General features: G+C 61.4%; 21 protein-coding genes. 18 read left to right on the top strand and 3 right to left on the bottom strand.

Annotated elements, in window-relative coordinates:
• Positions 1-49: 49 nt before the first annotated feature.
• Positions 50-1765 carry a 2,3-epoxybenzoyl-CoA dihydrolase gene (gene boxC, locus HHJ18_RS02210; protein ID WP_296911087.1) on the bottom strand — a complete coding sequence of 572 codons (1716 nt, stop codon included), beginning with the start codon at positions 1763-1765 and terminating at the stop codon, positions 50-52.
• Positions 1762-2679, bottom strand: coding sequence for a helix-turn-helix transcriptional regulator (locus HHJ18_RS02215; RefSeq protein ID WP_296911088.1), 918 nt, complete (start codon positions 2677-2679; stop codon positions 1762-1764). The genes boxC and HHJ18_RS02215 overlap by 4 nt, the downstream gene beginning before the upstream one ends.
• A 141-nt stretch (positions 2680-2820) precedes the next feature.
• Between HHJ18_RS02215 and HHJ18_RS02220 the strand changes: the two genes are divergently transcribed.
• The 14 genes from HHJ18_RS02220 (at position 2821) to HHJ18_RS02280 (ending at position 16411) form a co-directional block, all read left to right on the top strand.
• On the top strand, positions 2821-3303 hold the full coding sequence (locus HHJ18_RS02220) for a flavodoxin domain-containing protein (protein WP_296911090.1): 483 nt from the start codon (positions 2821-2823) through the stop codon (positions 3301-3303).
• Positions 3304-3446: 143 nt separating this feature from the next.
• Positions 3447-5030, top strand: a complete 1584-nt coding sequence (locus HHJ18_RS02225) for a benzoate-CoA ligase family protein (protein WP_296911092.1) — start codon at positions 3447-3449, stop codon at positions 5028-5030.
• A gap of 130 nt (positions 5031-5160) precedes the next feature.
• Positions 5161-6342 (top strand): ABC transporter substrate-binding protein, encoded by a 1182-nt coding sequence (locus HHJ18_RS02230; RefSeq protein ID WP_296911094.1) that lies wholly within the window; start codon positions 5161-5163, stop codon positions 6340-6342.
• Positions 6343-6557: 215 nt separating this feature from the next.
• Positions 6558-7421 (top strand): branched-chain amino acid ABC transporter permease, encoded by an 864-nt coding sequence (locus tag HHJ18_RS02235; RefSeq protein ID WP_296911096.1) that lies wholly within the window; start codon positions 6558-6560, stop codon positions 7419-7421.
• Positions 7418-8431, top strand: coding sequence for a branched-chain amino acid ABC transporter permease (locus HHJ18_RS02240; protein ID WP_296911098.1), 1014 nt, complete (start codon positions 7418-7420; stop codon positions 8429-8431). Before HHJ18_RS02235 ends, HHJ18_RS02240 begins: the two co-directional genes overlap by 4 nt.
• Positions 8432-8507: 76 nt before the next feature.
• Positions 8508-9257 carry an ABC transporter ATP-binding protein gene (locus HHJ18_RS02245; protein ID WP_296911895.1) on the top strand — a complete coding sequence of 250 codons (750 nt, stop codon included), beginning with the start codon at positions 8508-8510 and terminating at the stop codon, positions 9255-9257.
• Positions 9257-9970, top strand: coding sequence for an ABC transporter ATP-binding protein (locus tag HHJ18_RS02250; RefSeq protein ID WP_296911101.1), 714 nt, complete (start codon positions 9257-9259; stop codon positions 9968-9970). Before HHJ18_RS02245 ends, HHJ18_RS02250 begins: the two co-directional genes overlap by 1 nt.
• Before the next feature lie 64 nt (positions 9971-10034).
• A complete protein-coding gene (gene pobA, locus HHJ18_RS02255; protein ID WP_296911103.1) occupies positions 10035-11237 on the top strand; it encodes a 4-hydroxybenzoate 3-monooxygenase in 1203 nt (400 codons plus the stop codon).
• 95 nt (positions 11238-11332) lie between these two features.
• Complete coding sequence (locus tag HHJ18_RS02260; protein ID WP_296911105.1) at positions 11333-12214, top strand: CoA transferase; 882 nt, start codon at positions 11333-11335, stop codon at positions 12212-12214.
• Between the two features lie 342 nt (positions 12215-12556).
• Entirely contained in the window at positions 12557-13261 is a 705-nt protein-coding gene (locus tag HHJ18_RS02265; protein WP_296911107.1) for a hypothetical protein, read from the top strand.
• Between the two features lie 11 nt (positions 13262-13272).
• Positions 13273-13464, top strand: coding sequence for a BrnT family toxin (locus HHJ18_RS20925; RefSeq protein ID WP_366558793.1), 192 nt, complete (start codon positions 13273-13275; stop codon positions 13462-13464).
• Positions 13436-13699 carry a hypothetical protein gene (locus HHJ18_RS02270; RefSeq protein ID WP_296911108.1) on the top strand — a complete coding sequence of 88 codons (264 nt, stop codon included), beginning with the start codon at positions 13436-13438 and terminating at the stop codon, positions 13697-13699. Before HHJ18_RS20925 ends, HHJ18_RS02270 begins: the two co-directional genes overlap by 29 nt.
• 428 nt (positions 13700-14127) lie before the next feature.
• Entirely contained in the window at positions 14128-15621 is a 1494-nt protein-coding gene (locus HHJ18_RS02275) for a CYTH and CHAD domain-containing protein (protein ID WP_296911110.1), read from the top strand.
• Between the two features lie 91 nt (positions 15622-15712).
• A complete protein-coding gene (locus HHJ18_RS02280; protein WP_296911112.1) occupies positions 15713-16411 on the top strand; it encodes a cold shock and DUF1294 domain-containing protein in 699 nt (232 codons plus the stop codon).
• Positions 16412-16661: 250 nt separating this feature from the next.
• On the opposite strand, the gene HHJ18_RS02285 is transcribed toward HHJ18_RS02280, so the two are convergent.
• Positions 16662-17594 carry a hypothetical protein gene (locus tag HHJ18_RS02285; protein ID WP_296911114.1) on the bottom strand — a complete coding sequence of 311 codons (933 nt, stop codon included), beginning with the start codon at positions 17592-17594 and terminating at the stop codon, positions 16662-16664.
• Between the two features lie 617 nt (positions 17595-18211).
• On the opposite strand from HHJ18_RS02285, the gene HHJ18_RS02290 reads away from it, so the two are divergent.
• The 4 genes from HHJ18_RS02290 to HHJ18_RS02305 all read left to right on the top strand — a co-directional run bounded on the left by HHJ18_RS02290 (position 18212) and on the right by HHJ18_RS02305 (position 23415).
• A complete protein-coding gene (locus HHJ18_RS02290) occupies positions 18212-19078 on the top strand; it encodes a cytochrome c (protein ID WP_296911116.1) in 867 nt (288 codons plus the stop codon).
• A gap of 61 nt (positions 19079-19139) precedes the next feature.
• Entirely contained in the window at positions 19140-20516 is a 1377-nt protein-coding gene (locus tag HHJ18_RS02295; protein ID WP_296911118.1) for a cbb3-type cytochrome c oxidase subunit I, read from the top strand.
• Between the two features lie 6 nt (positions 20517-20522).
• Positions 20523-21329, top strand: a complete 807-nt coding sequence (locus tag HHJ18_RS02300) for a CbbQ/NirQ/NorQ/GpvN family protein (protein WP_296911121.1) — start codon at positions 20523-20525, stop codon at positions 21327-21329.
• 16 nt (positions 21330-21345) lie between these two features.
• Positions 21346-23415, top strand: coding sequence for a VWA domain-containing protein (locus HHJ18_RS02305; protein ID WP_296911123.1), 2070 nt, complete (start codon positions 21346-21348; stop codon positions 23413-23415).
• Positions 23416-23460 lie beyond the last annotated feature (45 nt).

A 23460-nucleotide genomic window follows, 5' to 3' on the forward strand; every position in this document is an offset into this window, starting at 1 on the left:
TCTTCTTGTGCAAGGGGCAGCGTATTACGTGCAGCGAAAAGCGTGGGGGCTATACCCTCTTCCAGTCGAATTTGGCTTTCTTGCCGGTGCCAAAGAGCTTCAAGGCGCCCTCTTCGCCCACCGCATTGGGGCGAATGAAAATCCAGTTCTGCCAAGCCGAAAGGCGGCCGAAGATGCGCGTTTCCATGGTCTCTTTGCCGGGAAAGCGCAGCGAGGCCTCCAGGCCGGTCATGGCGTCGGGCGATAGACTGGCACGCTCTTCAAGCATGATGCGAATCTCGTCGTCCCAGTCGATGTCGTCTGGCGTCAAAGTGACCAGGCCGAGCGCCAGTGCCTGGTCGGCGAGCAGCCTGCTGTCGCCGAGTTTTTCCAGCTGGGTGATGGTCGACATGTCCTCGCAAAACCGCGTCTGCAACCGGCTCAAGCCGTTGACGGCGGGAAACCAGCCGAAATTAGCGGCGCTGAGCTGAAGCGCCGGCGCGGCATCGGAAGAATCAGGCAACTCCAGCATGTAGATGCGGTCGCAGGCCAGCGCCAACTCATAAAACGTACCGGAAAAGCACGAGCCGGCATCGACCAGCGCAAGCAGCGAGCGGCTGGTCACGTCCAGCCGCGCCAAGGTGCGGCGCAGCGCCCCCAGCGTTTCCTTCACCAGCCAGTGCTCCTTGAGTTGGTCCAGCACCTCGTCCATCTGCATGACCAGAACCGCATCGCCCTGCGTCCGGATCACCCAAGTGCCGATTTCTGGCTCGTTGCTGCGCAGATTCAAAATGGCGTCGTCGAGCTCGCGCTGCAGCCTGAGCGGGTACCAGCTGGCGCCGGCGGCCTTGATGGCGTCTGGCGTGGACTCGACGGGCACAGCGGGCGCCTGCACTGTTAAGGTGGCGATGCGCTTGTCGCGGTCCACCCCCACATCGACCACGCTGTAGTGGTAGCCGGCGTCGTCAATGGTTGCCCGCAAAGCCGTCAATTCAATGCCATTTTCGTTAAGGTTTAGGCCTGCAGCCCTTGTAGATCGGGCGCGGAGTGCTTCTATTTCTGTAGCAAGTAAGGCGCCGAATTGCTGCGGCCTGGCGCAGCCGTCAATCAGCTTCCAGTCTTTGGCGCGATCGGCACGCACGCCTTCGCTGGTGGTGCAGAAAATGTCGGCCAGGTCGCGTCGCACCTTGCGCTTGTCGGTGATGCGCGTCAGGCCGCCGGTGCCGGGCAACACGCCCAGCAGCGGCACTTCGGGCAGGCTCACGGTCGAGCTGCGGTCATCAACCATGATGATGCGGTCGCAGGCCAGCGCCAGCTCGTAGCCGCCACCGGCGCAGGCACCCGTGACGGCGGCAATCGACTTGAGGCCGTCATGGCGCGATGAATCTTCCAGGCCGTTGCGGGTTTCGTTGGTGAACTTGCAGAAGTTCACCTTCCAGCCATGGCCGGACAGGCCCAGCATGTAGATGTTGGCGCCTGAGCACCAGATTTTTTCCTTGCCGCTCTCAAACACCAGCACCTTGACAGCCGGGTGTTCGAAGCGGATGCGGTTAATGGCGTCGTGCAGTTCAATGTCGACCCCGAGGTCATAGCTGTTGAGCTTGAGCTTGTAGCCCGGCTTGATCCCGCCGTCTTCGTTGATGTCTAGCTTGAGGCGAGCCACCTCGCCTTCTACCGTCAGCGTCCAGTGCTGATAACGGCTGGGGTGCGTGGCAAAGCTCACCAGCTCGCGCTGCTGGCCGGCGATCAGCTGTTTAAACAATAGCGGCTCGGTCATGGCGTTCATGTCGTCTCTTTCTCGGGGTGTTGGGCGATGGATTTGACGAAGGATTTAGCCTGCGGCACAGCGCGATCAAGGTCTTTCAGGCTCTGTTTAGGGCTGTGTGCAGCGGTATCGACGACGGCGTCGGCGCGCGCATACAACGCTTCCCGGCTGGCCAGAATGCCGCGCAGGTCTTCCATCGCCTCGCTGGTGGCGCCGCGCGTCGCGTCAAAAGGCCGCATGTCGCCCTGGGCCACCACGCGCGCCATGTGCTCTTGCGGGCTGGCCTTGAGCCAGACACAGTAAAAAAGGCTTTGCAGCAAATCAAAGGTTTCGCGCTCGCTGACGATGCTGCCGCCCGTGGTTATCACAACACCGCCGGCATGCTCTTCGGCAATGCGCAGCAGCGCGCGCCGTTCGTAACGCCGGTAGCCCGCCTGCCCGTGCAGCAGCAGGATTTCGTTCATGCTGGTGCCGGCTTCGCGTTCGATTTCACGATCCAGCTCAACGAAGGGCAGGCCGCGCCGGGCCGCCAGCTGGCTGCCCAGCGTCGATTTGCCGGCGCCGCGCAAGCCAATCAAGGCCACCCGCTGCGCGCGGCCCGGCGCGTCCTGCAGGCCAAAGGTGCTGCCCAGCAAGCCGCAGGCCTGGTCCAGTTGCGCGTCATCGAGCCGCGAGAGCAGGCCCTGCGCCCGTGCCAGCGCCGGGCGCGGCGCGTCCTGCAGCAACTCCAGAATGGAAATATTCAGCGCACGCGCCGCCGCTTCCAGAGAATTGATGGAGACATTACCTTTTCCTGATTCCACATCCGCCAGAAAGCGCTCGCTCAGGCCGGAATCTGCCGCCAGCGCCCGGCGCGTCATGCCGCGGCGCGCGCGCCAGGCTCTGATCCGCCCACCCAACTCGGCAAGCGTGGCTTTCGATTCCTGTTCAGACATGATTTCCAAAAAACACCTGCTTTAAATAAAAAGGGGGCTGCGTTTGCGATTTTTGCAAGCTCGACCTCGAGAAATTGCAGTATACTTCAGCTTTGTTTGATCCAGCGCAGTTTATCGCATCTTTTTTCTGGAGAATTGTTGATGAAGCTCAAAGTCCTCGTGGGCACCATGACCAGCACTGCCGACTATGTGGCGCAGGCCATCCAGATGGATTGCGCTGATCTGGTGAGTGACATTGAAGTGACGCTGATGGACGGGCTGGACATCAGCGTGTTTGATGCCGAAAAAGCAGAAGATGCGATTTATCTCATCTGCAGCGCCACTTATGGTTCCGGTGATGTCCCGGACAATGCCCGGGCCTTGTACGACTCGATGGATTCCCAGCCGCGGTTTTTAGGCCATGTGCGCTACGGCGTGATTGCGCTGGGCGACCGCACCTACCTGCAAACTTACTGCTTTGGCGGCAAGAAATTCGACGAGCGGTTGCAGGGTCTGGGAGCGCAGCGCATCGGAGAGGTCTGGTGCCACGATGCCAGCAGCGGCACCCTGCCCGAGATTGAGGGCACAGCCTGGTGTCGCCAGTGGCTGGTCGCTGCGCTGCAAGACGCCGACACAGCGGCGTAGAACCATAAAACGCCTCCCAGACCTAAAAAAACACATCAAATCATGCTCTAGCCCAATAGACACAGGCGCAAGCAGCTATAAAAATAATAGCATCGGTGCATCGCCCTCAGACCGCGAGCCAGATGCCAAGCAGGAGACACAACATGCCATTGAGCCGTGCCGACCATTCGGTCAGCCCACCCCGGGTAGAGATTCCCCGCGACTACAACGCCGCGCACGATTTGCTGGAGCGCAATGCCCAGCGCCCGGACAAGGCCGCCTTTATCGATGCGCTCAGCGGCGAGCAGTTGAGCTACGGCGCGCTGGCCGAGCAGTCGCAGCGCTTTGCCAATGCCTTGCGGGCGCACGGTTTTGCGCCGGAAAGCCGTGTCATGCTGGCCATGCTGGACACGCCCGAATGGCCGGTGGCGTTTTTGGGCTGCATTCTGGCGGGCGTGGTACCGGTGGCGGCCAACACCCTGCTGACCAGCGCTGACTTTGCCTTCATGCTGCGCGACTCGCGCGCCCAGGGGCTGGTCGTCTCGCAGGCCCTGCTGCCGCAGTTCGAAGCACTGCTGGCAGACCGCGACACACTGAAAACGGTGTTCGTCGCGGGAACCGAAGATTCGGCTTCATTCATAACGTTAGCCCAAGCGATACGGGCGCAGACAGCTACCAAAAAAATAGCAGACACGCGGGCGGACGACGCCTGCTTCTGGCTTTATTCCAGCGGCTCGACCGGCACGCCGAAGGGCACGGTGCACCTGCACAGCCACCTGATCCAGACCGCTGAGCTGTATGGCCGCGCGGTGCTCGGCATGCGCGAGTCGGACGTGGTGTATTCGGCGGCCAAGCTGTTTTTTGCCTATGGCCTTGGCAATGCGCTGACCTTCCCCATGAGCGTGGGCGCCACCACCGTACTGCTGGCCGTGCGCCCCACGCCGGCGGAGGTATTTGGTGTTCTTGAAAAATACCAGCCAACCATCTTCTTCGGCGTGCCCACGCTGTATGCAGGCTTGCTGGCCTTCCCGGACAAGCCGGAGCGGTCGGCGCTTAACTTGCGCCTTTGCGCCAGCGCTGGCGAGGCGCTACCCGCCGAAATCGGCAAAAAATGGAAAACTCACTATGACTGCGACATTCTGGACGGCATCGGCTCGACCGAGATGCTGCATATCTTCTTAAGCAACCGGCCCGGCCAGGTGCGCTACGGCACGACCGGCCAGGCAGTACCCGGCTACGCGCTGCGCATCGTCGGCGACGACGGCCAGGAATGCGGCGTTGGCGAGATCGGCGAACTGCAGATCAGCGGCCCGAGCGCCGCACTGATGTACTGGAACAACCGCGCCAAGACCAAGGCCACCTTTGCCGGAGAATGGACCAAAAGCGGCGACAAGTACACGCGTGACGCCGACGGCTACTACACCTACGGCGGGCGCAGCGACGACATGCTCAAGGTCGGCGGCATTTATGTTTCGCCATTCGAAGTCGAGGCCTGCCTGATGAGCCACGCCGCCGTGCTGGAAGTCGCTGTCATTGGCGTGGCCGACGCCGACCAACTGGTCAAGCCCAAGGCCTATGTGGTGCTTAAAGCTGGCCAGACGGTGACGGCGGACGAGCTGAAAGCCCATGTCAAGCAGCAACTGGCGCCGTACAAATACCCGCGCTTGATTGAGTTCGTCAGCGAGTTACCCAAAACGGCGACTGGCAAGATACAGCGCTTCAAACTGCGCGAGAGTTCGACAGGCTAGCTGGCGGCTGGCGACTGGCGACGCACTTGCACGGCCTATTCGGGTTAGTCAGCTATGCCAGCGGTCAAAGCGTGAACTACATTGGGTGCACTCATTTCCCAAGTGCCTGTTTTTTTTCCGGAGACCCCCCATGACATCACGTCGCCTTGTACTGACCCGCTGCGCCAGCTTGATTGGCGCGGCCTCCACCGGCCTGCTGCTGCCCGCGCACGCGCAGGCCAGCAAAATTCGTGTCGGCTTCATGCTGCCCTACACCGGCACCTTCGCGCAACTTGGCGTGGCGATTGAAAACGGTTTTCGGCTGGCCATCAATGAGCAAGGCGGCAAGCTCGGTGGCCGCGAGATCGAATACTTCAAGGTCGATGACGAATCCGATCCCTCCAAGGGCATTGAAAACGCCAACAAACTGGTGCAGCGCGACAAGGTCGATGTGCTGGTCGGCACCGTGCATTCGGGCGTGCAGATGGGCATTCAGAAAGTCGCGCGCGAAAGCGGTGTGCTGAGCCTGATACCCAACGCCGGCGTGCACGCCGCCACGCGCGGCCTGTGCGCGCCCAACGTGTTCCGCACCTCATTTACCAACTCACAACCAACCCGGGCGCTGGGTCAGGCCATGATCGCCAAGGGCCACAAAAAGGCCGTTTGGATCACCTGGAAATATGCTGCGGGCGACGAAGCGTTCGAAGGCTTCAAGGAAAGCTACACCGCCGCTGGCGGCACCATCATCAAAGAGCTCGGCCTGCCCTTCCCGCAGGTCGAATTTCAGGCACTGCTGACTGAAATTGCCGCGCTGAAACCTGATGCGGTCGCCTGCTTTTTTGCTGGCGGGGGCGCAGCCAAATTCATCAAAGACTACGCAGCCGCCGGCCTCAAGGGCAAGATTCCGCTATACGGCTCGGGCTTTCTTACCGAGGGCGTGCTCGAAGCCGCCGGCCCGGCTGCTGACGGCATCATCACGACGATGCATTACAGCGACTCGCTCGACACGCCCCGCAACAAAAAATTTCGCCTCGACTACGCCAAAGCCTACAAGGCCCAGCCCGACGTCTATGCGGTGCAGGGCTACGACACCGGTCTGCTTTTGATTCAAGGCGCCAATGCCGTGAAGGGTGACCTGAACAGCAAACCGGTGCTGTACAAGGCCATGGAAGGCGCAACCATCGACAGCCCGCGCGGCAAATGGACCATGAGCAAGGCGCACAACCCGGTGCAGGACATGTACCTTCGCGTGGTTGAAAACAAGGAAAACAAGGTGCTGGGCGTAGCCGCTAAAGCGCTGGCCGACAGCGGCGCCGGCTGCAAGATGGCCTGAAATGGCCACCACGGTCGCTTGCTACGCATAGCTCACTGCCCCCCAAGGGAGCCGCTGCGCCTGCGGCCCGGCGAAGCCGGCTCCGCGGCCCCTGCTTGCGTTAAGAAACACCCAGTCGAGCACTGCGTATCGTTTCAGTAACCGTCCCCTACTCCTTTTTTATGCTGAGGCTCACGCGTCGCCACTCCTGAAATAAAAATCCGAATAATTCATCGATGGATTTAGCCAACTTTCTCATTCAGCTTTTAAACAGCGTGCAATACGGCCTGCTGCTCTTCATGCTTGCGGCTGGCCTGACACTGATCTTCGGCATCATGGGCGTGGTCAATCTGGCGCATGGCAGTTTTTATATGCTGGGTGCGTATCTGGCGTGGTCGCTTAGCGCGCAATTTGGCAGCCTCACGCTGGCGATCATCGTGGGCGCGGGGCTTTCTATCATCTTCGGCCTCGCACTTGAGTGGTTGCTGTTCAGGCACTTCTACCAGCGCGACCATCTGGACCAGGTGCTGCTGACCTTTGGCCTGATCTATATTTTTGAGGAACTGCGCTCCATCTTGTGGGGCGACGACGTACACGGCGTGCCCATTCCCGATCTGCTCAGCGCATCGATTCCGCTTACCGAAAACCTGTCGTATCCGGTCTACCGCCTTTTTATGTCGGGCGTTTGCATCACGCTGGCAATCAGTCTTTATTTTCTGATCTCCAAAACCCGTCTCGGCATGAAGATACGCGCCGGCGCATTCAACCGCGACATGGCCGAGTCGCTCGGTATCAACATCAGGCTGATTTATTCGGTGGTATTTGCGCTGGGCGTTGGGCTTGCCGCTGTGGCCGGCATGATCGCCGCGCCGGTTGCCAGCGTGTATCCCAACATGGGCTCGCAGGTGCTCATCATGTGCTTTGTGGTGGTGGTGATCGGCGGTATCGGTTCGGTGCGCGGCGCGCTCATTGCCGCGTTGCTGGTCGGGCTGGTCGATACCTTTGGCAAGGTCTTGCTGCCATCGGTGGCGGGCATGCTGGTGTACATGCTGATGGCGGCCGTTTTGCTCTGGAAGCCTGAAGGACTCTTCAAACAATGAGCACGCAAAAAGCAAATCTTGAGATTCTTCCGCGCGGCGTGCAGGTGGCGCTCGCGCTGGGGCTGATTGCCCTCGCCGCCTTCCCTTTCGCTGGCACCGATTTCTACATCCAGATGGTCACGCGCATGATGATCATGGCGATCTTTGCGATGAGTCTGGACTTGCTGCAGGGCGTAACCGGCTTGGTGTCGCTGGGCCATGCGGCCTACTTTGGTCTGGCCGGCTATGCGCTGGCTTTCTTGACGCCGCAGGGCGAGGCCGTGAGCCTGTGGTGGACGCTGCCCATCGCCGTTCTGGCCTCGGGCCTGGCGGCACTCATCATCGGCTTTTTTGTGGTGCGCACACACGGCATTTACTTCATCATGGTCACCATGGCCTTTGCCCAGATGGTGTTCTACCTGTTTTTTGACAACAAGCTGCTGGGCGGCTCCGACGGGCTTTACATCAATTTCAAGCCGAGTGCGCAAATTGCGGGCTGGGTGCCGTTTGATCTGGACGGCAAGCGCACGCTGTATTACTTCACGCTGGGCGCCCTGCTGCTGGTCTATGCCTTTTTGCGTCGCCTGCTCTGGAGCCCGTTTGGCCGCGCGCTGGCCGGCATTCGCGTCAACGAGCACCGCATGCGCGCCATGGGCTATGGCGTCTTTGGCTACAAGCTGGCGGCCTTCACGCTGGCAGGCGCGCTGGCCGGGCTGGCCGGCTACCTGTGGGGCACGCAGACTGGCTACATCAATCCCGAACTGATGGGCTTTCACATGAGCGCGCACGCCATCATGATGGTGATTCTGGGCGGCATGGGCAACTTCGCCGGCGCGATTGTGGGTGCGTTTGCGTTTGAATATCTGCTGCATGTGTTCAAAGACCTGCCGCAGATCGGCAGCGTGAATCTGGGCAAGCACTGGCAGCTCTGGATGGGCCTTTTCATCGTGGGGGTGGTGGTGTTTGCGCCACGCGGGTTGCTCGGGCTGGTCGAGCGCTTTGGCCAACGCAAGGAGGCATCCAATGAGTGAGGATGTGCGCCGCGCCGGACTGCCCCAAGCAAGCACAATTTCTTTGGGGGGCAGCGAAGTACACCAAGTGACGAGTGTGGGGGCCCTACTTTTAAGCGCCAAAAACCTGACCAAACGTTTTGGCGGTCTGGCTGCCGTCAACGATGTGTCGCTGGAGCTGCTGCGCAACCAAATTCATGCGGTCATTGGCCCCAACGGCGCTGGCAAATCCACGCTGACCAATCTGCTATCTGGCGATTTGCCGCCCACCTCGGGCTCGGTCATGCTGGGCCAGCGCGACGTGACGGGCTGGAGTCCCGAGAAAATATCCGCGCAGGGCCTGGGGCGCAGCTACCAGAAGACCAACATCTTTTTGCCTTTCAGTGTCTGGGAAAACGTGCGGCTGGCCGCCCAGTCGCGCCAGCCGCACGCCGCGCGCTGGCTCAGTCATGCTACAAGTTTTATAGCTGTCAACGCCCGTGCTGAAAAGGCTCTGGAGCTTTCCGGCCTTCAAAAAAGGAAAAACAGCGGTGCCGGTACGCTCAGCCACGGCGAACAGCGCCAGTTAGAGATCGCCATGACGCTGGCCACCGAGCCGCAGGTGCTGCTGCTCGACGAACCGCTGGCCGGCATGGGCGCGCAAGAAGCCGAACGCATGGTGACGCTGCTGCAAAGTATCAAGAAGGACCACGGCATCTTGCTGGTGGAGCACGACATGGATGCGGTGTTCGCGCTGGCCGACCAACTGACGGTGATGGTCAACGGCCAAGTGATTGCGAGTGGCAAGCCGGCAGAAATCCGCGCTGATGCGGGCGTGCAGGCGGCTTACCTGGGTGAAGAACACTGATGGCCGACTTACTCATCAACGCCGAGCAGATCCACACTTATTACGGCGCCAGCCACATCCTGCGCGGCGTCAGCTTCTCGGTGGCGCGCGGCGAAACCATCGGCCTGATGGGCCGCAACGGCATGGGAAAAAGCACGCTGCTGAAAAGCATCATGGGCCTGGTCAAACCGCGCTCGGGTTCGGTTGCCATTGCCGGCCTGCCGATGACAAGACGAGCGCCCTATGAAATTGCCCGGCGGGGCATCGCCTACGTACCCGAGGGCCGCGGCATTTTTGGGAACCTCAGCGTGAAGGAAAACCTCCTCATGTCGGCGCGGGCCGGCTCGCGTGGCCAGCGCGACTGGACCTACGAGCGCGTGCTCGACACCTTTGCGCGCCTGCGGGAGCGCCTGGGCCACGGCGGCCAGCAGCTCAGCGGCGGCGAGCAGCAAATGCTGACCATAGGCCGCGCGCTGATGACCAACCCCGATGTGCTGATTCTTGACGAGGCCACCGAAGGTCTGGCGCCTTTGGTGGCGCGCGAGATCTGGCGAATCTGCGGGCTGATTCGCGAGACCGGCATCAGCAGCGTCATCGTCGATAAAAACTGGAAGCATGTCACGCAAATCACCGACCGCAATGTAATCTTGCTCAAGGGCGAGGTGGTGTTTGAAGGCAGCTCGGCAGAACTGCAGGCCAGTCCTGATCTGCTGCAGCAATACCTCGGCGTTTGACTTATCAGGCATCAGACATCAGGCATCAGCTATCGGACATCGCAAGCGCTTGACAGGAGACACCATGCGTACTCAAGTCGTCATCGTGGGTGGCGGTCCGGCCGGGCTGCTGCTGGGGCAACTGCTCTACAAGGCCGGCCTGGACGCCGTCATTTTGGAACGCCAGAGCGCCGACTATGTGCTGGGCCGCATCCGTGCCGGCGTGCTTGAGCAGGTCACCACCGACCTGATGGATGAAGTCGGTGTGGGCGCGCGCATGCACCAGGAAGGCCTGGTGCATGGCGGCTTTGACATGCTGTTCAAGGGCCAGCGCCACCGCATCGATATGCAGCGGCTCACCGGCGGTAAAAACGTCATGGTCTACGGCCAGACCGAACTCACGCGCGACCTGATGGATGCCCGCCAGGCCGCCGGCCTGCAGACCATTTATGGCGCCGGCAACGTAACGGTGCATGACTTTGACAGCGCCCAGCCGCTTGTGCGCTACGAGACGGAAGGGGACGGCCCGGCTGGCAAGCAGGTGCACGAGATCGCCTGCGACTTCATCGCTGGCTGCGACGGCTTTCACGGCGTGTGCCGCGCCAGCGTGCCGCACAGCGCGATTCGGGAATACGAAAAAATCTACCCCTTCGGCTGGCTTGGCGTGTTGTCAGAAACGCCGCCAGTCCATGAAGAACTGATTTACGCCAACAGTCCGCGCGGCTTTGCCCTGTGCTCGCAGCGCAGCCACACGCGCAGCCGCTACTACCTGCAAGTGCCGCTGACCGACAAGGCCAGCGACTGGTCCGACGAAGCCTTCTGGCAGGAACTGCGCCTGCGGCTTGACCCACAGGGGCGCGCTAAGCTGGTCACCGGCCCGTCCCTCGAAAAAAGCATCGCCCCGCTGCGCAGCTTTGTCACCGAGCCGATGCACTTTGGCCGCATGTTTCTGGCCGGCGATGCCGCGCACATCGTGCCGCCCACCGGCGCCAAGGGGCTGAATCTGGCGGCGACCGACGTGAAATACCTGTCCAGCGCCCTCATAGAGTTTTACCAGGAGAAAAGCCAGGCCGGCATCGACCACTACTCGGAGCGCTGCCTGCGCCGCGTATGGCGCGCCGAGCGCTTTTCCTGGTGGTTCACCGGCCTGATGCACCGCTTCCCCGAAAACGGCGAGATTGGCCAGAAGCTGCAAGAGGCCGAACTCGACTACATCATTCACTCCGAAGCCGGCGCACGCTCGCTGGCCGAGAACTATGTCGGACTGCCGTTGGATTTTGGCGAGTGAACCGACGCACGGTTTTTTACCAGGAGCAGACTATGATTAATTTCGCCCTCCAGCCCACATAAACCGGGCGTAACCAGCTACTGATTTAATAGCAAATGAACACCACCCCCATCAAACCACTGCAAGCCCTCAAGGGCGTCAGCATCCTCAGCCTGGCCCTCAACCTGCCCGGACCGGCCGCGCTGATGCGTTGCCACCAGATGGGCGCGCGCTGCGTCAAGCTGGAGCCGCCCGGCGCGGACCCGATGGGCCGCTACAGCCCGACGGCCTATGCGCAACTGCACCAAGGCATCAAGCTGTTGACGGCGGACCTTAAAACGGATGCCGGCCAGAAACTGCTGCAGCGCGAACTGGCAAAAACCGATGTGCTGCTCACCTCGTTTCGCCCTTCAGCGCTAGCCAAGCTGGGGCTGGCCTGGAAACAGCTGCACCGCCTTTACCCTTCCCTGTCGCTGGTTGCCATCGTCGGCAGCCCGGGCGAGCGTGCCGAAGAACCCGGCCACGACCTGACCTACCTCGCTGAAAACGGCCTGGTGACCGGGCTGGACCTGCCCGCCACGCTCTACGCCGACATGGGCGGCTCGCTGATGGCCGTAGAGGCCGTGCTGCAAGCCACCTTGACCCAACACGCCAAGGGCAAGGGCGTATTCATCGAAGTGACGCTGTCCGGCGCTGCCGCCTATCTGGCGCTGCCGCGGCACTGGGGCTTGACACAGCCCGCCGGCACGGTCGGCGGCGCGCACGCCGGCTACCGCGTCTACCCTTGTAAAAATGGCCGTGTCGCGGTCGCTGCGCTGGAGCCGCATTTCGCCGCCGCCTTGTGCGCAGCGGCCGGGGTCGAGGCCTCAGGCATGAAGGCCATGTTCGCCCCCGCCACGCAGCAGGCGGTTGCCGCCTTCTTGCTCACGCAGACACGCAAGCAGCTCGACCAGTTGGCGGCTGACAAAGACATTCCGCTACACACGCTATCAAAATAGTAGCTGCTTGCGCACGGGCTGCTTGAGCTGGTGGCTTAAAGTCCATCTGGATTCGCCGTTCTTCGTAGATCGGATTAGCGCAGCGTAATCCGACATCGGCGAATGTGGGTTTGAGGTAGTGACTGCATGCCTGCACAGTTTTGGCTTGCCATCGGCGCGGGCAGCAGCCCATAATCTGCCCGGTTAGCAGGGCTTGAAAATTTCAAACCCCTGTATCGACCGCCGCGCAGACGGTTCCGTCCAACGAGGTATCTGCCGCAGGAGGCCATCGATGATTTACGAAGACTTGTTGCGACGGCGGATAAACGCTCAACGTTATGCATCTATAGCCCGAGGAATGTTATGAGCCATCGCGTCGTTGTTTTTGTCGCTGCTTCTCTTCTGTCCTTCTCGACCTTACTCCGTGCAGATGAGCAAATTCCAATCGACCAGGTGCCAATGTATGGAGGCATGGACCGAAGCACGATTCCTGAGTTGAAGGCGGGCGACGAAAAGTTGATAGCCGACACAACCAACCACTATGGAACACGAGAGAAAGCGAGTGCTGCATTTGTTAACAACGCCTTTGCTTACTACCAACGAGACGATCTAGCGAACGCAATGCGCAGATTCAATCAGGCATGGCTTCTCAACCCACAAAACCCCGAGGTTTATGCCGGCTTTGGCTCCGTACTACATGACAAAGGGGGGAATTGCGAAGCCATGCAAATGATGGAAAGAGCAATCGCATTGAACCCGCCTACGTTCCAAGGCATACACCCTGATGCGGCACGACTCATTACCCTGTGTGCTGTCAGCGACAAAGGTCTAACCTCGGAAGCCAAGTTCAAATTGTTTGAACGCTCAGAGTCGCTGTACAAGAAGGCTGAAGAGATCGAACCAAATAAGCGATACGTCTATAGGTCATGGGCAACGGCTTATTACTGGCGAGGGCAGTATTCCGATGCGTGGGCAATGGTCGCAAAAGAACTTGCTGCTGGTGGCATTCCTAGTGAGAAATTCTTGGGATTGCTCCGCGAAAAAATGTCAGACCCGATGTCACGGTGACAATGCATAACATGGCGCTCCTCCTCGCTCCCTTTGGTCGCTGGACTCTGCGCACCAAGGTCGAGGATCGAAGCCGGACCTGCGGAATCTCAAACAAAGCGCGGCGTCTGGTAGTGATCCATACGGAGCGCCGCAACGGCATTCGAATCATCAGCGCACGAAAGGCAACGCGGTATGAAAAAGGCATCTACCAAAACGGCTGATCTAGACATCCCCGAATTGAAGCGAGATCAACTCGGCAAGGGTGTACGTGGCAAGCACCTAAAGCATTTCATGCAGGGTAGCAATGTCGTTGTCTTGCAACCTGAAATTCAGAAAGCATTCCCTACTTCTGAGGCAGTCAATAAGGCCTTGGCAAGCATGTTGGCCTTTGCGCAAGAAACGCAGGGCTTGACGAATAAGGCTAGATCGCGCAAGCGAAGCGCACCCGCGCTCTGAGCCGGTTGCTGGACAAGCCCGGATCAACGGCTACGGCTTACTGAAAATATCTCCTGCAAGCTCGCCACGCGCGGAGGGTTTGCGCGTTGCCAAGTCCGACCGTGCCAGTGGTTCAAGCCGTCCTTGCAACGACCCGGACGGCTGCGGCGGTCACTGTCGCTTACGCATGCGGCTAAGCCGATCTAAAAAGAACCGGGGTGTTGAGGGAACTGCGTCGCTATAAATTGGTAGGTAAATGGCGCTCTAGCCCAATAAGCACGAGCGCAATCAGCTATCGAAACAATAGCATATTCCATACCCGCCAACAGCAGCCCGGCCATGGTGCGCCATCGCTGCAACCCTCGGGCTGCTTGGATTTCCGCCGTGGCGCGGGTAGGATGAAACCCAGCCTTTCCAACCTTTTCCAACTCTTCTAATCGGACCCCGCCATGACCGAATTCGAACTCAAGCTGGAGGTCCCGGCCGACTGCGCCGAGGCGGTCGAGGCCGCTGTGCGCAACGGGCCGGTCGTGCGGCAGCGGCTGCTGGCGCGCTACTTCGACACGCCCGATCGTGCGCTGGCGGCGCAGGGCGTGGTGGTGCGCCTGCGCAAGGAGGGCGCGCAATGGGTGCAAACCGCCAAGGCGCCGGGTAGCCGGCCGCTGGAGCGGCTGGAGCACAACGTCGACCTGGCCGGCCGGGCGACGCCGCTGCTTGACTTGGCGCGGCACCACGGCACGCCGGTGGCCGAGCGTATCCAGCGCGCCTTGAAGCTCAAGCCTGCCCAAGCCTTCCCCCCGCTGGAGCTGGTTTACCAGACCGACATCACCCGGCTCAGCCGCATCATCAGCGCCGGCGAGGCGTCGGTCGAGATTGCCTGGGACACGGGACGCATTTCAGCAAAAACTCCAGAGGGAAGGCGCGCGCTGCCGGTGCGTGAACTGGAGCTGGAACTCAAGCAAGGCAGCCCGGCAAACGCCGTGGAACTGGCGCGCTTCTGGTGCCAGGCGCACGGGCTGTGGCTAAGCAGCGTGAGCAAGTCGATGAAAGGCCAGCGGTTAGCTGATGCGCAGCCGTTCGGCGCCGCCGTGGCGGCGCAGGCGCCACGCTTCGGGCGCCGCGCATCGGGCCGCACCATGGCGGCCGCCGTGCTTGCATCCTGCCTGGACCAGGTGCTGGCCAACGCCAGCGACGTGGCCGGCGGCTGCAACGACGCTGAACACATCCACCAGCTGCGCGTCGGCCTGCGCCGGCTGCGCACTGCCCTGCGCGAACTCGGCGCCTTGATTGAGGGCGTGGACAGCGCCTGGGAAGCGCCCATCGTTGCGCTGTTTCGCGCGCTGGGCTTGCACCGTGACCGCGACTATCTGCTGCATAGCGTGCAAGGCCAACTGACGGCTTCAGGCGGGCCGCCGCTGGACTGGAGCGCTGCCCTTACCGAGCTGCCTGACCCGGCGGCAGCGGTGCGCGCGCCGGCGTTCCAGGAAGCGCTGATCGGCCTGATCGGCCTGGTTCACGCAGCTTCAGCCGATGAGGTGATGCAGCCCGATCAATCCGCCAGGAAAACCGTGCGCCGCCGTCTGCGCAAGCTGCACAAGGAGGCGGTCACCGAGGGCCGGCAATTCCTCCAGCTTGAAGAAGCCATGCAGCATCGCCTGCGCAAGCGGCTCAAACGCCTGCGTTACCTAGCCGAATTTTCGCGGCCGCTATTTGCCAGGCGTGAGGTCGATGCGTTTGTTGCTGCGCTCAAGCCCGTGCAGGACGCGTTGGGCATGTACAACGACGAACTGGCTGCCCTGCAGGCCTGGCAGCAACTGGTCAGCGACGATGCGCGCGCCTGGTTTGGCACCGGCTGGCTCAGCGCCCGCCGCGCCGCCAACGCGCAAGCCTGCCTGCAGGCCTGCGAGAAGTTTGCGCAGGAAGCCAAGCCGTTCTGGGATTAACAGGGGCAGGCGCGGCACAAACCGTCGCAATGGCCGCGTTGACGCTGGCGCGACAATCGAAAGCTGCAACTACCGGCCTTCGGGCAGACACATGAGAAAAGATGGAATGGTCGTGCGCTGGGACAGCGCACGCGGATTTGGATTTATTCGCAGCGCCGGCACGACCGCTGACGTTTTCTTTCATGCCAAAGACTTTCAGGACACGGCTGCGCCGCACGAGGGCATGCCGGTGACTTTTGAGGAAATTCACGTCGGCGGAAAAGGCCCGCGCGCCATGTCGGTGAAAAGTCTGGGGGTCATGCGGGCAAGTGGCATGGATCGAAGCATCAGGCCGACAACGCGGCACCCGCGCAAGTCCCCAGGCGCCAGCGCCCTGCGTCACTCCGCATCCAGCTACAGGCATTCTTCTTCCCGTCAGGCGCCGACTGCTTTCGTCATGCTCCTCATGCTGGGCTGGATGGCGCTGGTGATGTGGGGGATCTGGGTGGGGCGGCTTTCCGCACTGGCTCTGGCGCTGGCACCGCTGCTGAATCTGCTTACTTTCTGGCTGTACTGGTCCGACAAGCACGCTGCGCAGACGGGAAACTGGCGCACGAAAGAAGACACGCTGCACCTCTTCGGCTTGCTGGGCGGCTGGCCCGGCGCCTGGTTTGCGCAGCAGATCCTGCGGCACAAATCAAACAAGGCGTCTTTTCGCGGCGGCTACTGGGCTACGGTGGCGCTGCATTGCGTGGTTCTTGCGGGCTGGATCTTCTGGTCACCGGTACACAATTTGCTATTTAATTCATAGCTACTTGCGAATTCTACGAGCGGGCTACAGCCTGATATTGCATGCAAAAACATCGCAGATCACGCGCGCGGCAGGTCGGATTAGCGCAGCGTAACCCGACGTCGGCGACTGTGCTGCGGCTACAGGAACTGGCTGCACTGCGGGCCTTCGAGGCGTCTACGCTAGGTTTGCGCAGGAAGCCAAGCCGTTCTGGGATTAGCGGGGCAGGCGCAACCGCAAGCCCATGCATTCACCCTGCGCAAAGCTGCAGTTAGCGGCGGTCCTTGCCGCGCTCTTCGTCCTGGTTTTCTCCATCCCTGTCCCGGCGCTGCTGCTTGCGCTCGGGACCCCGGTCTTGCTGTGCATTGCTGTTTTCGCGGCCCCGGTCTTGCGCATCGTTGCGCGGGCCGCGTCCCTGTGATGGAGCTTGTTCGGCTTGCTGCGGCTGGGCTTGCCGATCTTGCTGCGCACGTTGTTGTTGATTAACTGCTTGCCGCCGCTCGGACTGCTCCTGCTGCCGTTGCTCCTGACGCTGCTCTTGCCGCTGTGGTTGTCGTTCCTGATCCTGCCGCTGCGGCCGCGGTGGTTCGCCTCGCTGGCTGCCGCCGGCGTTGTCTTGCGGATCAAAATACCGCTGCGTGGCGGCTTCCTGTGGCTGGTAGCGGTAGTGATCGGATCGGATCGAATGCTGTTCGTCTACAGCGCGCGGATAGCGATCGCCCGAATACTGGCGCTGGTAGATCGGTAACGGCGCTGCCGCCGGGGCTGAGCGGCGGTCCCAACGGTCCCAGTCGCCGTGGCGCTGTTCCCAGTCGCGCCCCCAGTGCTCCCCCCAGCGCGGCGACGCGTCGGCACGCCAGCCGCGAAAATATGGCGGAGGCTGGCCGTAGTAGTGCACCGGAACGCGCAGCACGAACAGCGGCACATATTCAGGCCCTACCGATTGCCAGGGCCCGTTGTACCAGCCGCTTTGGTACCAGTTGTCGTCGCTATACACCCAGTACAAACCGTCGTAGAAGAAGTAATTTGAATTTGCACCCGGGTCGTAATACACGGGATAGCCGGGCACTTGCATCATCTGCGGATAGACCGGCACGTTGATGCCGATGCTGATGCCGGGCGCAGCAATGCCAACGCTGATCTGGGCCTGAGCGGGGTTTAACGTGCAAAGCAATGTCGTTAAGGCAATAAGCAGGGTGCGCATATTATTTTTCTCCAGTTTCATAAACAGTCATGGTTGCCACAGCCATGCAAAACCACTGCGCACGAAGCGTCCCGCAAGCAAGGCCGACTGTTCTAAATTAGTAGCTATGCACTGTGGCGTCTGTGCGCCTGGCCGCATTGCCGATATTTTTAGCAATGAACCCTTATCGGGTGGCGCCGTTACAGCAGGTATGCGCACGCCCACCGTTCGCCACACGGCCATGTCTGCTACCCCTACAACCGCTACCAACGATGGGCCGCTTGTCAGCGCGTGCATTGACCAGCGTTGCGACATGGCGCCGAATACGCTGACCTGAAGCAGTGGCCAACAGCTACCCCTTTTTTACAAATCAAAAAAAGCCCGCAACATCTGATGCTGAATCAGCCGACTTTTTATTGCTTCACCTGGTTTTGTATGGACATGTAATCTAAACGTCGAAATCGCGTACGCCGGCGATATATTGAGGTCTAGCCAAGGAGGCCCTCATGAAAAAGTGGATTGGTCCGCTGAAGATATTCAGCCATGTGGTGGTGCTGTTGATGTTGATCGCCATCTTGTACGCCGCCTTCATCTCCATCAAGTACTGGTCCGGCATCAGTGTTTAAGAGCTCAACGCCATGAACAAAAAACAAACCCGTCTGTTTGCCATCGGTTCGTCGCTGGTTGCTGCGCTGGCATTTATCGGCATGACCATCGACAGCCACCGGCAATTTGGCAAGCTCACCAATGCCGACAAAATCACGCCCACGGTCACCCGAGGCAAAGACGTCTGGCACAAAAACAACTGCATCAACTGCCACACCCTGTTTGGCGAGGGTGCCTACTACGCGCCCGACCTGACCAAGATCACCAAGCATCGCGGCGAGGCCTACCTGACGGCCTACATGCGCGATCCGTCCAAGTTCTACGATGAAACGCGTCACCGCCGCCTGATGCCCAAGCAGGATTTAAGCGAAACCGACATCACCGACCTGATTGCGTTCCTCGACTGGGTGAGCAATGTCGATAACCAGAACTGGCCGCCCCGCCCGATTCTGGTAACGGGCGCCACGCTGCCAGGCTCCGACCTGGCGGTCAGCCAGCAAACCACAGGCGCTGGCGGCGCCGCGAGCGCAACGCCGCCCGGCGCGCGGCCCGTTGCAGGCAACGAAAATCCGATTGCCCTGGGCGAAAAAGTATTTCGCAGCGCGTCGCCGGCCTGCACCGCATGCCATTCGATTGCGCCGGGCGTGAACATGGCCGGGCCCTCTCTTGCCGGTTTGGCGGCACGCACTGAAACGCTGCTGGCTTCAGGCGACTACAAGGGCAAAGCCAAAGACCTGGCGGGCTACATTCGGGAGTCGATCACCGAGCCCAGCGCGCACATCGTGCCGGGTCCTATGTACTCGGCCAGTGGTGCGTCGTTCATGCCAACGACCTATGCCAAAGACTTGACGCCCGCGCAAATCGACCAGCTCGCCGACTACCTGTCGTCGCTCAAATAATGCGCTCTGCATTGTTGCCAAGCACCGACTTCAGACATTCATATTTCCGCCGGAGATCGCCATGAGATACAAATCCCAAGCAGTTGCCTACTGGTACTTTGCCGTTGCCCTCACATTGTTTGGCCTGCAACTGGTATTCGGTCTGCTGTCGGCGGCCAAGTACCTCGGCCCCGATCCGCTGCTCTACATCTTGCCGTTTGACGTCACCAAGGTCATCCATACCAATCTGCTGATTGTCTGGGTGCTGACCGGCTTCATGGGCGCAACCTACTGGATGGTTCCCGACGAATCACGAACCGAGTTGCACAGCACCAAGCTGGCTTATGTGCAGTTGGTGCTCTGGACGCTCATGGGCGTGGCCACCGTCGTCGGTTACCTGTTTCGTTATGGCACCGGCAACAAGCTGCTGGAGCAGCCGCTGCCGTCCAAGATCGTCATCGTCATCGTGATGCTGATGTTCCTCTACAACATCGCCATGACCATCAAGAAGTCGGGCCGCTTCACCACCACCGAAGGGGTGTTGATTGGCGGGCTGGGCTTGGCTGCGCTGCTGTATTTGCCGGCGCTGCTTGAGTACGAAAATTACACCGTCTCGATCTTCTACCGCTGGTGGACGATTCACCTGTGGGTCGAGGGCGTGTGGGAAATGATTCAGGGCGGCTTTCTTGCCTACCTGCTGATTCGCCTGTCGGGCGCCGACCGCGAGGTGATGGAAAAGTGGCTCTATGTCATCGTTGGCCTGGTCTTCATCGCCGGCATCATTGGCACCGCGCACCATTACTACTGGATCGGCGTGCCGGGGTACTGGCTGCCCATCGGCGGTTTTTTTAGCGCGCTGGAGCCGCTGGCGCTGATCGGCATGGCGATCTACGCCTATTCATCCATCCGCCGCTCAGGCCTGGCGCACCCCAACAAACTGGCCTTGCACTGGACCGTAGGCAGCGCGGTGTTCACGCTGTTTGGCGCCGGCCTGCTCGGCTTGGCGCATACCTTTCCAAGCGTCAACAAGTGGACGCATGGCACCTTGATAACGGCCATGCACGGCCATGCGGCGTTCTATGGCGCCTACGCCATGATCGTGCTGGCCATGATCACCTACGCGCTGCCTTCCATCACCCGCCGGCCCGAGGAAGGCACGGCGATGGGCTATGTTTCGTTCTGGATGCAGATCGCTGGCATGTTCGGCATGACGCTGTCGTTTGCCACCGCAGGCATCGGCCAGGTTTACCTGGAGCGCATCATGGGCATGGGCTACCTCGATGCCCAACTCAAGATCCAGATCCATTTTGTGATGCTGATCATCACTGCTTCGATCTTTGCGATTGGCGTGGCCTTGTTCATCATTGATTTTTTCCGTTACAGCCCGCACTTTGAAGTGATGAACGATCCGGAGCCGGCGCTCAAACCCGTCCGCCCGGTGCGACCGGTCGCGGCTTGAGTCAGCATGGCGCCTGACGCAGCGCAAACGGCAGCGCTTGACGCGCCCTACTACCTGCCAACCGGCGACGAGGTGGCGGTGTTCGAGCAATGCCATGCGCGCAGTCTGGCGGTCATGCTAAAGGGCCCGACCGGCTGCGGCAAGACGCGTTTCATCGAGTACATGGCGTGGCGCCTTGGCCGCCCGCTCATCACCATTTCCTGCCATGACGACCTGACTGCGAGCGACCTGGTCGGCCGCTTTTTGATCCGCCATGACGGCACGGCCTGGCAAGACGGCCCACTGACCCGCGCGGTGCGCGACGGCGCGATTTGCTATCTTGATGAAGTGGTCGAAGCACGCCAGGATACGGTCGTCGTGCTGCATCCGCTGACCGATCACCGTCGGATGCTGCCGATAGACAAGACCGGTGAAACGATCCACGCGGCCGAAGGTTTTCAGCTCGTGGTGTCGTACAACCCGGGTTATCAGCGCATGTTGAAAGACATGAAGCCGAGCACGCGCCAGCGCTTTGTGGCGCTCGACTTCACCTTTCCGCCGCCCGAACGCGAAGCAGCCATCGTGGAGCGTGAAGGCGACGTGGACCCGACGATTGCGCGCGGTTTGGTCGGGCTGGGCCAGCGGCTGCGCAACCTGCACGACCGGGGGTTGGCCGAAGTACCGAGCACACGCCTGTTGATTGCAGCGGCCCGCCTCATCACTTCTGGTATCCCGGTGCATCTGGCGTGCTATACGGCCATCGTGTCGCCCCTGTCGGACGAGCCGTCGCTGATCGGCGCCATGCGCGATCTGGTCGACGCCACCTTCGTTTAGGCAACCCAGGGTCGGCATGGCCGAAGCAGAAGATGTCATTACCGACGCAGCGCGTCACGCGACGATTTTTGCGCGTGCGCTGTGGCGCCGCCATCGCCCTGCCCCTCCCGGCCCCGTGCCGCTTCGACTGGCCGATGTCGCCCAGCGGCTCGACTTGCTGATTGCCGCCGTGTTTGGCCGCAGCTTTGCGCTGCGCGTGGCCCAGCCGCCAGCCGCGCCGTCCTGGGCCGGTCGCCTGTTGCTGCGCCATCAACTGCCGCCGGTGCGCGATGCTTTTCCAGCCACCGATGGGCGCAGCATCTGGCTGCCGGCAAGCTTTGATCTGCCAGAACCCGACGCCCTGGCGACCGAGCGTTTTCGCACCCTGGCGCTGCAGCAGGCCATGCGCGCCGAACGCGGCAGCGCCGAGCATCTGCCTGACGCGGCGGCGCCGCTGGAACGCGAGTTGTATTTGCTGCTGGAAGCGCGTGCCGCCGAGGATGCACTGGTTCGCCTCTTACCCGGCATGGCCGCGCCGCTGGCCACGCTGCGGCGCGAAGCTTTGCAGCAGCGGCCCAAGCTGGCTGCATTCACCGCGCCCTTGCGAGAAATTGAGGAACTGGTGCGCGCGCTGTTGGGCGCCGGCAGCGATAACGCGTTCCTGGCCAGACTGCCGGGCAGGCTGGACTCCAGCCTGTTTGCGCTGCCAGCCACGCCAGCGCAAATCCGGCGACAAGCCCAGGCGTTGTCTGCCGCGCTGGGTGAAACTGCCGCACGTGCACTCAAAGGTACGCGCCTGTTGTGGCGCGACTGGTTTACTGGCGAGCTGCGCATGCCGCCCGCCACCTTGCGCGCATCCGGCCAACCGGCCGCCAGCGAAGATGAGGGCAACGACACCACCAAGCCCCGCAGCGCCCGCCTGTCGCGCAGGCCCGAGGTGCGCGAAGGCGACGACGATGAAGACGATAAAAAACCCGGGGCCTGGATGGTGCAGACCGCCCAGCCACAGGAAAAAGCCGAAGACCCGATGGGCCTGCAGCGCCCCACCGACCGCGACGAAAGCACCGCCGCCGAGGATTTCGCCGACGCCATGTCGGAGTTGCCCGAAGCGCGGCTGGTGTCCGCCCCCGGCAAACCCAAGGAAGTGCTGATCTCGGACGACCCGCCAGAATCCCGCGCGAAGCGTGAAATGACGGGCAAGCCGGGCGAGGCACCGGACCGGCGGCATTACCCCGAATGGGACTGGCGCCTAGGGGCGTACCGCGATCCGGGCGCTACCGTGCTGTTGCTGCCCGCGCCCGTTGGCCCGCAAAAATGGGTCGATGACACGCTGCAGGCGCGGCGCGGCATGCTGCACGAAATTCGCCGCCGCTTCGAGTTGCTGCGAGCCCAGCGCGTGCGCGTGCGCAAGCAGCTTGACGGCGACGACATCGATCTGCAGGCATACATCGACAGCCATGCGGATTTTTGCGCCGGCCAGCCGATGGCGCAGCGGCTTTACCAATCCGAGCGGCGCAGCCGGCGCGACTTGGGCGTCATGCTGCTGGTCGATGTCAGCGGCTCGACCGACGGCTGGATAGCCGCCGACCGGCGCATCATTGATGTCGAACGCGAAGCGCTGCTGCTGGTGTGCATCGCGCTGGACGGCATGGCCGAGCCCTACAGCGTGCTGGCATTTTCAGGAGAAGGGCCGCAAGCGGTCGTGGTGCGCAGCATCAAGCGCTTTGACGAGCGCTATGACAACGCCGTGGCGCAGCGCATCGCCGGACTGGAGCCCGAGCATTACACCCGCGCCGGCGCGGCAATGCGCCATGCCAGCAGCTTGCTGATGAACGAGGCGGCCGAGCACCGGCTGCTGCTGCTGCTGTCCGACGGCAAGCCCAACGACATCGACGACTACGAAGGCCGCTACGGCGTGGAAGACCTGCGCCAGGCCGTGATCGAGGCCAAACTGCAGGGCATTTCACCGTTTTGCCTGACCATCGATCGGCAAGCGGCGAACTACCTGTCAGCGGTCTTCGGCCCCAACCACTATGCCTTGCTGCCGCGGCCCGAATTGCTGCCAAGCGTGCTGCTGGACTGGCTGAGGCGACTGGTAGCGGCATGACGTCGACGCGGTCACTTCACGGCCATAAACGGCAGCAGCCAAAGG

Source organism: Polaromonas sp., from assembly GCF_012927455.1.
In the GTDB taxonomy this organism is placed as follows: Bacteria; Pseudomonadota; Gammaproteobacteria; order Burkholderiales; family Burkholderiaceae_C; genus Polaromonas.

Coding starts and splice junctions, on each gene's coding strand:
- HHJ18_RS02265 (WP_296911107.1), top strand. CDS start 12,557: ATGAGCCATCGCGTCGTTGTTTTTGTCGCTGCTTCTCTTCTGTCCTTC.
- HHJ18_RS02240 (WP_296911098.1), top strand. CDS start 7,418: ATGAGCACGCAAAAAGCAAATCTTGAGATTCTTCCGCGCGGCGTGCAG.
- HHJ18_RS02300 (WP_296911121.1), top strand. CDS start 20,523: ATGGCGCCTGACGCAGCGCAAACGGCAGCGCTTGACGCGCCCTACTAC.
- HHJ18_RS20925 (WP_366558793.1), top strand. CDS start 13,273: ATGGCGCTCCTCCTCGCTCCCTTTGGTCGCTGGACTCTGCGCACCAAG.
- pobA (WP_296911103.1), top strand. CDS start 10,035: ATGCGTACTCAAGTCGTCATCGTGGGTGGCGGTCCGGCCGGGCTGCTG.
- HHJ18_RS02250 (WP_296911101.1), top strand. CDS start 9,257: ATGGCCGACTTACTCATCAACGCCGAGCAGATCCACACTTATTACGGC.
- HHJ18_RS02260 (WP_296911105.1), top strand. CDS start 11,333: ATGAACACCACCCCCATCAAACCACTGCAAGCCCTCAAGGGCGTCAGC.
- HHJ18_RS02280 (WP_296911112.1), top strand. CDS start 15,713: ATGAGAAAAGATGGAATGGTCGTGCGCTGGGACAGCGCACGCGGATTT.
- HHJ18_RS02305 (WP_296911123.1), top strand. CDS start 21,346: ATGGCCGAAGCAGAAGATGTCATTACCGACGCAGCGCGTCACGCGACG.
- HHJ18_RS02285 (WP_296911114.1), bottom strand. CDS start 17,594: ATGCGCACCCTGCTTATTGCCTTAACGACATTGCTTTGCACGTTAAAC.
- HHJ18_RS02275 (WP_296911110.1), top strand. CDS start 14,128: ATGACCGAATTCGAACTCAAGCTGGAGGTCCCGGCCGACTGCGCCGAG.
- HHJ18_RS02225 (WP_296911092.1), top strand. CDS start 3,447: ATGCCATTGAGCCGTGCCGACCATTCGGTCAGCCCACCCCGGGTAGAG.
- HHJ18_RS02270 (WP_296911108.1), top strand. CDS start 13,436: ATGAAAAAGGCATCTACCAAAACGGCTGATCTAGACATCCCCGAATTG.
- HHJ18_RS02215 (WP_296911088.1), bottom strand. CDS start 2,679: ATGTCTGAACAGGAATCGAAAGCCACGCTTGCCGAGTTGGGTGGGCGG.
- HHJ18_RS02230 (WP_296911094.1), top strand. CDS start 5,161: ATGACATCACGTCGCCTTGTACTGACCCGCTGCGCCAGCTTGATTGGC.
- HHJ18_RS02290 (WP_296911116.1), top strand. CDS start 18,212: ATGAACAAAAAACAAACCCGTCTGTTTGCCATCGGTTCGTCGCTGGTT.
- HHJ18_RS02235 (WP_296911096.1), top strand. CDS start 6,558: ATGGATTTAGCCAACTTTCTCATTCAGCTTTTAAACAGCGTGCAATAC.
- HHJ18_RS02220 (WP_296911090.1), top strand. CDS start 2,821: ATGAAGCTCAAAGTCCTCGTGGGCACCATGACCAGCACTGCCGACTAT.
- boxC (WP_296911087.1), bottom strand. CDS start 1,765: ATGAACGCCATGACCGAGCCGCTATTGTTTAAACAGCTGATCGCCGGC.
- HHJ18_RS02295 (WP_296911118.1), top strand. CDS start 19,140: ATGAGATACAAATCCCAAGCAGTTGCCTACTGGTACTTTGCCGTTGCC.